Annotated in this window: 13 protein-coding genes; 4 read left to right on the plus strand and 9 right to left on the minus strand. The window is 66.8% G+C overall.

The window, feature by feature from the left end:
• Positions 1 to 90: 90 nt before the first annotated feature.
• On the minus strand, positions 91 to 1,941 hold the full coding sequence (locus LH475_RS12795) for a phosphoenolpyruvate carboxykinase (GTP) (protein WP_196843633.1): 1,851 nt from the start codon (positions 1,939 to 1,941) through the stop codon (positions 91 to 93).
• Positions 1,942 to 2,122: 181 nt separating this feature from the next.
• Between LH475_RS12795 and LH475_RS12800 the strand changes: the two genes are divergently transcribed.
• Positions 2,123 to 3,565 (plus strand): helix-turn-helix transcriptional regulator, encoded by a 1,443-nt coding sequence (locus LH475_RS12800; RefSeq protein ID WP_196843632.1) that lies wholly within the window; start codon positions 2,123 to 2,125, stop codon positions 3,563 to 3,565.
• A 165-nt stretch (positions 3,566 to 3,730) separates the two neighbouring features.
• Positions 3,731 to 3,886 carry a hypothetical protein gene (locus LH475_RS12805; RefSeq protein ID WP_196843631.1) on the plus strand — a complete coding sequence of 52 codons (156 nt, stop codon included), beginning with the start codon at positions 3,731 to 3,733 and terminating at the stop codon, positions 3,884 to 3,886.
• Positions 3,887 to 3,997: 111 nt separating this feature from the next.
• Here LH475_RS12805 and LH475_RS12810 read toward each other — a convergent pair whose 3' ends face one another.
• Together LH475_RS12810 and LH475_RS12815 are read right to left on the minus strand one after the other, a co-directional pair.
• Positions 3,998 to 4,138, minus strand: coding sequence for a hypothetical protein (locus LH475_RS12810; RefSeq protein WP_196843630.1), 141 nt, complete (start codon positions 4,136 to 4,138; stop codon positions 3,998 to 4,000).
• Positions 4,139 to 4,147: 9 nt separating this feature from the next.
• Complete coding sequence (locus LH475_RS12815) at positions 4,148 to 4,777, minus strand: TetR family transcriptional regulator C-terminal domain-containing protein (protein WP_196843629.1); 630 nt, start codon at positions 4,775 to 4,777, stop codon at positions 4,148 to 4,150.
• An 81-nt stretch (positions 4,778 to 4,858) separates the two neighbouring features.
• Between LH475_RS12815 and LH475_RS12820 the strand changes: the two genes are divergently transcribed.
• Complete coding sequence (locus tag LH475_RS12820; RefSeq protein ID WP_297414474.1) at positions 4,859 to 5,830, plus strand: nitrilase-related carbon-nitrogen hydrolase; 972 nt, start codon at positions 4,859 to 4,861, stop codon at positions 5,828 to 5,830.
• Positions 5,827 to 6,855, plus strand: a complete 1,029-nt coding sequence (locus tag LH475_RS12825; protein ID WP_196843627.1) for an agmatine/peptidylarginine deiminase — start codon at positions 5,827 to 5,829, stop codon at positions 6,853 to 6,855. Before LH475_RS12820 ends, LH475_RS12825 begins: the two co-directional genes overlap by 4 nt.
• A 4-nt stretch (positions 6,856 to 6,859) precedes the next feature.
• On the opposite strand, the gene LH475_RS12830 is transcribed toward LH475_RS12825, so the two are convergent.
• The 6 genes from LH475_RS12830 to LH475_RS12855 all read right to left on the minus strand — a co-directional run bounded on the left by LH475_RS12830 (position 6,860) and on the right by LH475_RS12855 (position 11,777).
• On the minus strand, positions 6,860 to 7,159 hold the full coding sequence (locus LH475_RS12830) for a hypothetical protein (protein ID WP_196843626.1): 300 nt from the start codon (positions 7,157 to 7,159) through the stop codon (positions 6,860 to 6,862).
• A gap of 43 nt (positions 7,160 to 7,202) precedes the next feature.
• Entirely contained in the window at positions 7,203 to 7,985 is a 783-nt protein-coding gene (locus LH475_RS12835; RefSeq protein ID WP_196843625.1) for a 3-hydroxyacyl-CoA dehydrogenase, read from the minus strand.
• 64 nt (positions 7,986 to 8,049) lie between these two features.
• Positions 8,050 to 9,234: a thiolase family protein gene (locus LH475_RS12840; protein WP_196843624.1), complete on the minus strand. Its 1,185-nt coding sequence runs from the start codon at positions 9,232 to 9,234 to the stop codon at positions 8,050 to 8,052.
• A 36-nt stretch (positions 9,235 to 9,270) separates the two neighbouring features.
• Positions 9,271 to 9,450, minus strand: coding sequence for a hypothetical protein (locus tag LH475_RS12845; RefSeq protein ID WP_196843623.1), 180 nt, complete (start codon positions 9,448 to 9,450; stop codon positions 9,271 to 9,273).
• A gap of 54 nt (positions 9,451 to 9,504) precedes the next feature.
• Positions 9,505 to 10,311 carry an RNA methyltransferase gene (locus tag LH475_RS12850; protein WP_196843622.1) on the minus strand — a complete coding sequence of 269 codons (807 nt, stop codon included), beginning with the start codon at positions 10,309 to 10,311 and terminating at the stop codon, positions 9,505 to 9,507.
• A 155-nt stretch (positions 10,312 to 10,466) separates the two neighbouring features.
• Complete coding sequence (locus LH475_RS12855) at positions 10,467 to 11,777, minus strand: DUF4397 domain-containing protein (protein ID WP_297414435.1); 1,311 nt, start codon at positions 11,775 to 11,777, stop codon at positions 10,467 to 10,469.
• Between the last annotated feature and the right edge of the window lie 72 nt (positions 11,778 to 11,849).

Raw genomic sequence — 11,849 nt, forward strand, 5'->3', positions numbered from 1 at the left:
CCACCGGCCGCCGCGGGGCCCCCCCCGGGCCCGGCCCACCCCCCGCCGCCCCGGCCCGGGGTGGTGCGGGGGCCGTCTGCGCTGCAAGAACTAGTCCTTGAGGTGGTAGCGAACGCTAGCGAGCTCGGCACGGAGCGCCGGCGGTACCTTGTCGCCGAATTTGTCGAAGTATTCCTCGGTGAGGTCGCACTCGGCGAGCCAGCTAGTCTGGTCGATCGCGAACAGCTGGTCCACGGCTTCCTTCGACAGGTCGAGACCGTCGAGGTTCAAGCCGTCTTCGGCCGGGAGCAGGCCGATCGGGGTGTCGACGGCAACGGCTGTTCCCTCGATGCGGCGAATCATCCACTCGAGAACCCGCGAGTTCTCACCGAATCCGGGCCAGATGAAGCCGCCATCGGGGCCCTTGCGGAACCAGTTCACCTGGAAGATGGCCGGGGCGTTCGTGCCGAGTTCCTTGCCAACCTTGAGCCAGTGACCCCAGTAGTCGGCCATGTTGTAGCCGCAGAACGGGAGCATCGCGAACGGGTCGCGGCGCAACTCACCGACGATGCCGTCAGCTGCCGCCGTCTTCTCGGACGAGACGGTGGCTCCCATGAACACGCCGTGCTTCCAGCTGCGTGCCTGGGCGACCAGTGGAACGTTGGTTGCGCGACGGCCGCCGAACACGATTGCGTCGATCGGCACGCCGCCGGCGGCTTCCCAGTCGTCAGCGATGGACGGGCACTGGGCGGCCGCAACGGTGAAGCGCGAGTTGGGGTGGGCGGCGGTACGGCCGGAGTCGGGCGTCCAGTCCTTGCCCTGCCAGTCGATGAGGTGGGCGGGGGCCTTGTCGGTGAGCCCTTCCCACCAAACATCTCCGTCGTCGCGCAGCGCGACGTTGGTGAAAATTGTGTTGCCCCACATGGTGGAGACGGCGGTCGGGTTGGTGGTTTCACCTGTTCCGGGGGCAACTCCGAAGAAGCCGGCCTCGGGGTTGATCGCCCAGAGGCGGCCGTCTTCGCCCTGGCGCAGCCAGGCGATGTCGTCGCCGATGGTCTCGACCTTCCAACCGGGAATGGTCGGGCGCAGCATCGACAGGTTCGTCTTGCCACACGCCGACGGGAAAGCGGCAGCGACGTGGAACACGCCGCCTTCCGGTGAGATCAGTTTGATGAGCAACATGTGCTCGGCCAGCCAGCCCTCATCACGTCCCATGACGGACGCGATGCGCAGCGCGAAGGACTTCTTGGAGAGCAGGGCGTTTCCACCGTAACCGGAGCCGAACGACCAGACCTCGCGCGTGTCGGGAAACTGCACGATGTACTTCTCGTCGTTGCAGGGCCATTCAACGTCGGGGCGGGTGATGCCGCTGGCGTCGACCAGCGGGTAGCCGACGCTGTGCACGGTGTGCACCCACGGGTCCCCGGCTTCGATCATGGTCAGCACGGTTTCGCCCATGCGGGTCATAATGCCCATGTTGAGCACCACGTACGGGGAATCGGTGATCTCGACGCCGAGCTGAGAGATGGGGCCGCCGAGCGGGCCCATCGAGAACGGCACGATGTACATGGTGCGGCCGCGCATGCTGCCGGCAAAGACTCCGCGCAGTTCGGCGCGCATGGCGGACGGTTCGGCCCAGTTATTGGTGGGGCCGGCATCCGCTTCATCGTTGGAGCAGATGAAGGTGCGGCCCTCGACGCGGGCGACGTCTTTCGGGTTGGTGCGAGCGAGGAAGCTGTTGGGTCGCCATTCCGGGTTGAGTCGGATCAGCTGGCCGGAGGCGACGAGCAGTTTGGAGAGATTGTTGGCCTCGCGCTTGGACCCATCGCACCAGACGATCGCGTCGGGTTCGGTCAGGCGGGCAATCTCATCGACCCAGGCCTGAAGGTTGGGGTCGGTGCTGCCCGTGCGTGACGGGTAGGCGTCCCCGTTGGTCTTGAGGGAAGAGTTCGTGAGGGTCATATTCTGGCCTTTCCGTAGTGCTCGGGTAGGTGCAAATTCATGGAACGTCGAGCTGCGTTGCTGTGTGACGACGTTGCGTGCGGCCAAGTTTTTGGTTACAAACCCAGGATGGCCCCGTCTGGCGCGTAGAACTCCCGATATTGCATGTTAAGAAGTGCTGTTCTTTAGATATTGTTAAGGAATGTCGCCTCAAGCTTCCGATCTGATCACCCTCGGCCATCGCATCCGTCATTTTCGAAGCGAACGCGGCCTCACCCTCGACCAGCTCGGCGACCGCGTGAGTCTCGCCGGCAGCCAGCTGTCACTGATCGAGAACGGTCGCCGCGAGCCGAAGCTCTCGACCCTGCAGGACCTCGCGACCGCACTGACGGTTGACCTGACCGAGCTGCTGCGCCGGGAGGCGCCGAACAATCGGGCGGCGCTCGAGATCGAATTGGATCGGGCCCAGAAGAACCCGCTCTACGGGGCGCTCGGCCTGCCGGTGGTCAAGGTGACCAAGGGCATGCCACTGCCGGCCATCGAATCGCTGCTGGGGCTGCACCGCGAGCTTTCCCGCCGAGCCAGCGAAGCCATCGCAACCCCGGAAGAGGCACGGCGAGCCAACACCGAACTGCGCGAGCGGATGCGCGAGAAAGGCAACTACATCCCAGAGATTGAGGAGCTCGTCGAGGAACGTGTGCGCGCGAGCGGACATATCTCGGGCGCCCTCACGCACCGTGAGGTGAGCGTTATGGCCGATCAGCTCGGTTTCAGCCTGATCTACGTGAACGACCTGCCGCACTCCACCCGATCGGTCATCGACCTCGCCAATGGGCGCATCTACCTGCCTCCGGCCTCGATTCCCGGAGGACACGGCCTGCGCTCGATGGCCTTGCAGGCGATGGGGCACCGGCTGCTCGGGCACGAACGGCCGGGCAGCTACGCCGAGTTTCTGTGGCAGCGGCTCGAGATCAACTATTTCGCGGCGGCCTGCTTAATGCCGCGCGAGGCATCCATCGCTTTTCTCGCCAACGCCAAGCAGGAACGCGAGCTGTCGGTGGAGGATTTTCGCGACACGTTCGGCGTGACCCACGAGGCAGCCGCGCTGCGGCTGACCAACCTCGCCACCTCGCACCTTGATATGACGCTGCATTTTCTGCGGGTCAATGGCGATGGCGCCCTGCAGAAGGGGTATGAGAACGACGACCTGCCGTTTCCGGTGGACGTCACGGGGTCGATCGAGGGCCAGTACGTCTGCAAGCAGTGGAGCGCGCGCAGCGCGTTCACCCACAACAACCGCACCACCGAGTTCTATCAATACACCGACACTCCCGCCGGCACGTTCTGGTCGGCGACCCAGACGGGCTCAACGGATGCCGGTGAGTTTTCGATCAGCGTGGGCGTGCCGTTTGCGCAGGCGAAGTGGTTTCGCGGGCGGGAGACCACCCAGCGCACGGTATCGCGCTGCCCGGACGAGTCGTGCTGCCGTCGCCCTGACGCGGATGCCGCGGCGCGCTGGGCCGGACGGGCCTGGCCGAGCGCCCGGCTGCACGCGCACGTGCTGTCGCCGCTGCCGTCGGGCACCTTTCCCGGCGTGGACGACTCCGAGGTGTACGCGTTTCTGGAGGCACACGCGGCGGAGTAGCATTCAGCGCACGTGCAGCGACGCGGCAATGAGCGTGTCCGCTGCAGCCACGATAGGTATCGTCGGTAAACCACTCGCACAGAAAACACACACGGACAGCAGCCTGCCCCGGGGCGTAGCAACCATCTCGGCAGCGCGCTGGATTCCCTGCATCCAGAAGAGCTGATGGTGCTCAAGCACCGCCAGGAGCAGGGACTCCTGAGACGGGACCAGCGTGGACAACTTCGTCAGCGAGAGGCCCGCTTCGACCCGCAACTGGTCCATGGAACCGGGCCGGCGGTCATGCTCGTGCACGGCTTTCCGCTCGACGGCCACTCCTGAAAGAAGCAATCAGCCGCGCTCTTCGACCAAGGTACCGCGTCATCGCCTCCGACCGTCTTGATCATGCACGGCATGCTTTGGACCCACCCTGCCGGAGTCAACGGCCTGATCTCATTCCTCTCGCGGTAACTCCTCCCCCGCCTCGGCATCCGTTGAGCCCCACTCATCGGATGCCGAGGCATCCGTGATGTCGCGCCCGATAACGGGTACCACCGCGGCCCGTTGCGCCGCCGACGATGCCGCTTCATGCACCGACTGTCGCTACCGCTCGGAGGGTGCCAGGGCGCCCTCGGACAGGGCGAGTTCGTGCTCGACGATGGTGCGCACGAGGGGGCGCTGGGTGCGCGCGTCGCCGTACCGCACGGTGGCGTGGGCGGTGAGGCCGTCGATGATTCCGAGCAGCTGCCAGGCCACAGCGGGCGCGTCGTTGACCACGAATTCGCCGCGAGCCCTCCCCTCGTGCAGCCGGGCGACCAGAAAGCTCTGCCAGGCATCCATTTGGCGGCCCACTTCCGCGGCGAGGGCCGGGTTGCGTCGGCCGAGGCTCCAGGCGTCGAGCCAGATCGCGGTGACCGCGTTGCGTTCCGGGCCGAGCAGGGTGTCAATCAGGGCACCGAGGGCCTGCACCGACGTGGGACATTCCGCGAGTTCGGCGGCCACCTCGTCGATCTCAGCCGCCACGATCGCGCCGAACGTGCCCGCGACCAGCACGTTCATGCTGGGCTGGTAGTGCGCGATCAGGGCAGGGGTCACCCCGACCCGGGCGGCGACGGCACGCACCGTGACGGCAGCAAGCCCCTCGGTCAGGGCGATTTGGCTGGCGGCCAACGCGATTTCCGCGGCCCGCTCGGCGGGGGACTTGCGCCGGTTGCGCAGGGAAAGTGTTGACATGGGACCCCAGTGTATATACTTTGATTTCAGGTTGTTGATCATCTGATCAATAAGAGTCCTGAGGAGAACACCGTGCGCCTGATCGAGGCCCCGTCCAGTCCCCCCTCGCCCACCCGGGTGCGCGAGCCCACCCGCCTCCCCCTGCGCGTCGGCCTCGTGCAGCATCGCTGGCACGCCGATGCGGCGACGCTTGAGGCCGAGTTGGCCGACGGCATCCGTGTGGCGGCTGAGGCCGGTGCTCGCATCGTTTTTCTGGCCGAATTGACCCTGAGCAAGTACCCGGGCAACGTGCGGGCCACCGGAACGCCCAAATCGGATGCCGAGCCCCTCACGACCGGCCCCACCTTCGCCTTCGCGGCCGCACAGGCCCGGCTGCACAACGTGATCGTGCACGCCTCGCTGTTCGAGAAGCCGACCGACGACGATGAGCCACTCGATGGGCGCGGCTACAACACGGCCATTCTGGTATCGCCGACCAGCGATCTGCTCGGCCGCACCCGCAAGACCCACATTCCGATCAGTGCCGGCTACCACGAAGACACCTACTTTCGGCCGGGGCCCGCCAAGAACGCCTACCCGGTCTATACCGTCGCCGGCGCACGCCTCGGACTGCCAACGTGCTGGGACGAGTGGTTTCCCGAAGTCTCCCGCCTGTACGGGCTCGGCGGCGCCGAAATTCTGGCCTACCCGACCGCGATCGGTTCGGAACCCCTGTTTCCCGACTTTGACACCCAGCCGATCTGGCAGCAGGTCGTCGTGGCCAACGGCATCACGAGCGGGCTGTTCATGGTCGTGCCGAACCGGCACGGCGACGAGGGTGACCTCACCTTCTACGGTTCGTCGTTCATCTCCGATCCGTTTGGACGCATACTCGTGCAGGCGCCACGCGACGAATCCGTGGCGCTCGTGGCCGATCTCGATCTGGTCCAGCGTGAAGAGTGGCTCAGCCTGTTTCCTTTCCTGGTGACTCGCCGGCCCGACAGCTACACGCCTCTGACGATGGCGGTCGACCCGGAGCATCCGTTCGGTGCAGCGGCGACGGAGCAGGCATGACCTGGCTCATGCCGGCGGAAACCGCGCAGCAGGATCGGGCCTGGATGGCGTTTCCGACCGGCGGTTACACCCTCGGCGATACCGCCGAGTCGGCCCACGAGGCCCGTCACACCTGGGCCACCGTCGCGCACGCCATCTCCGACTTTGAGCCCGTGACCATGGTCGTCGACCCGACTGCCCGCGCCGTCGCCGCCCGCTATCTGGGCAGCGAGATAGAAATCGTTGAAGCACCATTGAACGACAGCTGGATGCGGGACATCGGCCCGAGCTTTGTGCACGACGAGGCGGGCCGCCTTGGCGCAGTGGATTGGACCTTCAACGGCTGGGGGGACCAGGACTGGGCCACCTGGGATCACGATGCGAAGGTCGGACTTCTCGTAGCGGAGGCAGCCGGTGCGGCCGTCGTCTCGTCGCCGCTCGTGAACGAGGGCGGCGGCATTCACGTCGACGGCGAGGGAACCGTGCTGGCGACACGCAGCGTGCAACTCGATCCCAAACGCAACCCCCGGGCCACGCCCGCTTCAGTCGAGGCGGAATTGCGGCGTACGATCGGTGCGGAGCACGTCGTCTGGTTGCCGCGCGGCCTCACCCGTGACCAAGGACGCTTTGGCACCGGCGGGCATGTCGACATGGTTGCCGCGTTGCCGTCGCCGGGCACGATTCTGTTGCACGCGCAGAATGATCCGGGGCATCCCGACTACCCGCTCACCCGACAATTTCGCGCGCTACTGGCCGACGCGCACGATGCGGCCGGGCGATCGTTCACGATCATCGATCTGCCGGCGCCGGCAACGCTGCGCGACGACGAGGGGTTTGTGGATTACAACTACATCAACCATCTCGTCGTCAACGGCGGCGTCATCGCCGGCAGCTTCGGCGAGGATCGGGCGGATGCCCTGGCCCGCGACGTGCTCGCCACGGCGTACCCGGGGCGGCGCGTGGTCTCGGTCGACGCACGGCCGCTGTTCGCGCGCGGGGGTGGCATCCACTGCATCACGCAGCAGCAGCTGTCAGCGCCGCCCTGATCGGTCAGCCGGCTGCGGCAACCCGACGATTATGCCAGGCACGAATAACAAGGAACGGCACGAGCACGGCCGCGATCAACAGCGCAAAGGCCCATGCGCCGATGTCTGGCGTCATGATGTTCGCACCCCAGATGACGAACGCGATGGCAGCGACGTTCAGGAGAACGGATGCGCGCGGCCGGCTCGGCGGATTGGCGAACAGGGGCAGCGGCGCCGTGGGATTGGCCCAGGCGAGGCGGAGAACGTAGAAGACGCCGCAGACGAAGCCGGCCAGAACGAGAATCGCGCCGAATATCACTGCCATGCGGTGGTGCTCCCTGATCAATCGTTACGTCGACCCTACAGTCCTACTTCGGCTGCATCCGGATCGCACCGTCAAGACGGATAGTTTCGCCATTGAGCATGGGATTCTCGATAATATGCCGCACCAGGAATGCGAACTCTTTCGGGTCGCCAAGCCGGGACGGATGCGGCACTTGGGCGCCCAGGGAGTCCCGCACCGGCTGCGGCAGCCCCTGCAGCATGGGTGTGTCGAAGATGCCGGGTGCAATCGACATGACCCGAATCAGACTCTGCGCGAACTCGCGAGCGAGCGGCAGGGTCATCGCGGCGACGCCACCCTTGGAGGCGGCGTAGGCCGCCTGCCCGATCTGCCCGTCGAATGCAGCGACCGAGGCGGTGTTGACGATGACCCCGCGTTCGGCGCCGCCCTGGCGGTCAGCGTCGCCCACGGGGTCGGTGCGCTGCATCGCGGCGGCGGCCAGCCGCACGACGTTGAAGGTGCCCACGAGGTTGATGCGAATCGCGCGTTCGAACTCCTTGAGCGGCAGCGGCCCATCGCGGCCGACCGTGCGAGCACCCGGCGCGATGCCGGCACAGTTGATCACGATGCGGAGCGGCGCTCGAGTCACCGCGGCGTCGACGGCGGTCTGCACGTCGCCGGCGCTCGTCACATCGCCGGCCACGAACCGGGCCCGGCCGCCGAGCGCGGCGGCGATCTCCTCGCCGGGAGCGCCCGGCAGATCCAGCAACACAACGGATGCCCCGGCTTCGTGCAGCGAGCGAACGCACGCCAGGCCGAGGCCGGAAGCGCCTCCGGTGATGAGGGCGGAGCTTCCGTCAATTCGCATCAGAACCTCCCAAATACAGTCGAGAAACGCACGCGCCCGCGCAGCATCAGTGCCAAATCACGCATCAGAGCCTCTCGACCAGGGTTGCGTTGGCCATGCCGCCGCCCTCACACATGGCTTGCAGGCCCCAGCGTCCGCCGGTCATTTCGAGGTGGTTGAGCAGGGTACCGAGCAGTCGGGTGCCCGAGGAACCCAGTGCGTGGCCAAGAGCGATGGCGCCGCCGCGCGGGTTGAGGCGGTCGGGGTCGGCGCCCGTCTCGCGCAGCCAGGCCAGCGGCACGCTCGCGAAGGCCTCGTTGATCTCGTAGGCGTCGATGTCGTCGATGTTGAGGCCAGCCCGCGAGAGGATGCGCTGGGTCGCCGGAATCACACCGGTCAGCATGAGCAGCGGGTCACTTCCCACGACAGTGAAGCTGTGAAATCGAGCGCGCGGGTTGAGGCCGAGTTGATCGGCCCGCTTGGCGCTCATGATCAGCGTCGCCGACGCTCCATCAGTCAAGGGTGACGAGTTGCCGGCCGTTACGTGCCAGCCGAGCTTCGGAAACCTGGCGGCCAGTTCATCGGTGCGAAAAGCGGGGCGCAGGCCGGCGAGCGAGGCGTGCGAGGTGCCGGGGCGGATGGTTTCGTCGTCACGCACGACAGTGCCGTCCGGCAGGGTGACGGCAACGATCTCGCCGGAGAAATCGTCCCGTTCGGCAGCCGCGGCGGCGAGCCGATGTGAGCGGGCCGCGTAGTTGTCGAGCGCATCGCGGCCGAGGTTCCACTTCTGGTTGATGAGTTCGGCGGAGACTCCCTGATTGACGAGGCCGTCGGGGTAACGCTCGTGCATGAGGGTGCCAAAGGCGTCCTGTGCGCCGGCGGAGGAACCGAGCGCAACCCGGCTCATCGACTCAACGCCGCAGGCGATGACGATGTCGGCGCTGCCGCTCAGCACGGCCTGGGCGGCGAAGGCGGTGGCCTGCTGGCTGGATCCGCATTGGCGGTCGATCGTGGTGCCGGGCACGCTGTGAGGAAATCCGGCGCTGAGCAGGGCGGTACGCGTGAGGTTGCTTCTTTGCTCGCCGACCTGGCTGACGCAGCCGCCGATCACATCGTCGATCAGCGCTGGGTCGAGGTTGTTGCGGCTGACAAGTTCGCGCAGCACTGTAGCCAAAAGGTCGGCCGGATGAATGCCGTCGAGGGCTCCCCCGGGTTTGCCTCGGCCTGACGGGGTGCGCAGAACGTCGACGATGACAGCTTCATTGCTCATGACCCCAGCCTAGGCCCGCCGGGCTGGGGGTATCCGTCATCGGGAGCGATCGACCCGTTCCCAGACCACGATGAGGTAGGTGGCGATCGGCCCGAGCAGCAGGGAGAGCAGAAACCAGTTCCACCGGCCACGCCCCTTGTTTTCGGCGAGGCCGGCGTTGACGAGCGCCAGGGCGAACCAGCCGGGGCCGTATTGAACGGGTTGTGAAAGGTCCATGCAGGCAGTGTGGCAGACCAATGACCCGCGCAACAGCGGATGTTGCGGCCCGGGCTATCCGGACAGGGCCCACATCGCAACGGCACTGGCCGCGGCGACGTTGAGCGAGTCGATGCCGTGCTTCATCGGAATCTGAACGACGCTGTCCGACGCGGCGAGCGCCTCCGGGGTGAGACCCTCACCCTCGGCGCCGAGCAGCAGGGCCAGATGCTCGTGACCGGTTCCGTCGAAGTCGCGCAGGCTGACCGCACTGTTGCTCAGCGCGAGGGCTGCTACGTGAAAGCCGTGCCGGGTGAGCAGGGCGCGGGTCTGGGTCCAGTCGCCGACGCGGGTCCACGGCACCTGCAGCACCGTGCCCATCGAGACGCGGATGGCCCGTCGGTAGAACGGGTCGGAGCAGCGGGGCGTGACCAGAATGGCATCCGCTCCGATGGCGCCGGCCGAGCGAAAGATGGCTCCGACGTTGGTCGGGTCCGACACGTTTTCGAGGATCACGATGCGGCGCGCACCCGCCAGCAGCGTGTCGCCGGATGGCAATTCGGGTCGGCGCATCGAGGCGATCACGCCGCGGTGCAGAATGTAGCCGGTGAGTTCGGCGAGCATCTCCCCGGGGCCGACGAACACCGGAACCTCGGCCGCGTAGTCGCCGAGCACCGCCAGCGCCTCGTCGGCCGTGGTGCCGAGCGCGAGCACCGACCGTGGCAGGTGCCCGGCGCGCAACGCACGCTCCAGGACCAGGGCGGATTCGGCGATATACAGCCCGTGCTCGGTGCCGCGAGCCTTCTTGAGTGCGACGTCGGTGCGGTGGGCATAGTCGACCAGTCGCGGGTCGCTCAGGTCGTCGATCACGATCAGGGGCATCCGCAAAGTCTATCCAGCGGCCCGCTCGCCGTCTTGCCCCGGCCTCGGGGCCAATTCAGGAAAACCGCTGGCTTTGCAACCCGCCGCGCCCGCACATACGCGGCACGGCCGGACGATAAAGCTGGATTTCCTGAACTAGCCCCCGCGACGCCCGACTACTTCGTGGGCACGGTCTGAACGGCCAGGGCGAGGTTTCCGTCGGCGAGGCTACCCCAGGCGTACACGATGGTATTGGTGCTCCGGGCGATGGTAACGTCGGCCGGACCGATGAGCGCGGCAGTGGTGCCAGCTGCGGCAACCGCGGCCGAGATGGTGCCCACCGGAAGCACAAGCACGGACTCGTTCGGGTTCGTCAGACCGGTGAAAGCCGGGGCGCCATTGGCGAGCACGTCCACCGCCGGAGCGGCAGCGACGTGGCGCACCGTGAGGCGCCCCTGGCCGTCGCCGGGTGCGGAGGTGTCGTTCGTGAACAGCGCCGCGGTGGAAACTCCCGTCTCGCTCAGGTGAGCCACCGCCGTGTAGTTCATACCGGACGCGACAGTGAGGACGACCGGACCAATCACGGCAGCGCTCGCGTCGGCGGCATCCGCTGCGGTGATGGCGAGGCTGTAGCTACCAGCCGCGATACGGAATGTCCTGGTGAGGGTGCCGGGTTCGAAATTGTCGATGACCCGCTTGTTGTCCACATAGACGTCAACCACGACGCCGGGAATAGCGTGCAGCACCGAAACGGATGCCCGTGCTTGGGCCCGCGTGCGAACCGTCTGCACGAACAGGGCCAGGTTGTTGTCGGCGAGACTGCCCCAGGCGTAGACGATGGTGTTGGTGCGCGGAGCAATCACGACATCGGCCGGGCCGAGCAGCGGTGCGGTGGTTCCGGCGGCGGCGACTACGGCGCTGATCGTGCCTACCGGCAGGTCGAGCGCGGCCTGCGCTGGGTTGGTCAGACCGGCGACGGCGACGGCTCCGTTCGCGAGCACGTCAACAGCGGGGGCGGCCGCGACGTGGCGCACGGTCAATCGACCCTGCCCGGCGGCCAGTGGTGTGGTGTCATTGTTGAACAGGGTCGCGGTGGGGATACCGGTGGCGCTCAGGTGGGCAACGGCCGTGAAGCTGCGGCCGGCCGTGACCGTCACGGTGGTCGAGCCACTCAGGGCAATACCAGCCATCGGCGAGCCATTGGCGCTGCCGCCGAGCACGACGGGGTTCGAGGCGGAGATGTCCAGGGTGTGGGTGCCGGCCGAGATCGTGAACGGGCCGAGCAGGGTCCCCGGCTTGAAGTCGTCGACGACGACGCGGCCGTCCACCGAAATATCGAGGTTCAGTCCGGGAATGGCATGCAGCACCGAAACCGAGGCGGTGCCCGGTGCCGCGGATGCCGCGGGAACCGCCGCCTGTGCCGGCGCGAGCCCGGCGAGAGCGACGAGAAGGCCGGCGGAGATTCCGACGGCTATGGATTTGCGCATTGCTACCTCCAGTGGGTCGTTACGGAAGGCAACATTGCCTCCCTGCTAAGCTCTTCTCCCGCTTGGCGGGTT

Source organism: Cryobacterium sp. (genome assembly GCF_026786305.1).
Taxonomy (GTDB): domain Bacteria; phylum Actinomycetota; class Actinomycetes; order Actinomycetales; family Microbacteriaceae; genus Cryobacterium.

Coding starts and splice junctions, on each gene's coding strand:
- LH475_RS12830 (WP_196843626.1), bottom strand. CDS start 7,159: ATGGCAGTGATATTCGGCGCGATTCTCGTTCTGGCCGGCTTCGTCTGC.
- LH475_RS12815 (WP_196843629.1), bottom strand. CDS start 4,777: ATGTCAACACTTTCCCTGCGCAACCGGCGCAAGTCCCCCGCCGAGCGG.
- LH475_RS12845 (WP_196843623.1), bottom strand. CDS start 9,450: ATGGACCTTTCACAACCCGTTCAATACGGCCCCGGCTGGTTCGCCCTG.
- LH475_RS12855 (WP_297414435.1), bottom strand. CDS start 11,777: ATGCGCAAATCCATAGCCGTCGGAATCTCCGCCGGCCTTCTCGTCGCT.
- LH475_RS12805 (WP_196843631.1), top strand. CDS start 3,731: ATGGTGCTCAAGCACCGCCAGGAGCAGGGACTCCTGAGACGGGACCAG.
- LH475_RS12800 (WP_196843632.1), top strand. CDS start 2,123: ATGTCGCCTCAAGCTTCCGATCTGATCACCCTCGGCCATCGCATCCGT.
- LH475_RS12850 (WP_196843622.1), bottom strand. CDS start 10,311: ATGCCCCTGATCGTGATCGACGACCTGAGCGACCCGCGACTGGTCGAC.
- LH475_RS12840 (WP_196843624.1), bottom strand. CDS start 9,234: ATGAGCAATGAAGCTGTCATCGTCGACGTTCTGCGCACCCCGTCAGGC.
- LH475_RS12825 (WP_196843627.1), top strand. CDS start 5,827: ATGACCTGGCTCATGCCGGCGGAAACCGCGCAGCAGGATCGGGCCTGG.
- LH475_RS12835 (WP_196843625.1), bottom strand. CDS start 7,985: ATGCGAATTGACGGAAGCTCCGCCCTCATCACCGGAGGCGCTTCCGGC.
- LH475_RS12795 (WP_196843633.1), bottom strand. CDS start 1,941: ATGACCCTCACGAACTCTTCCCTCAAGACCAACGGGGACGCCTACCCG.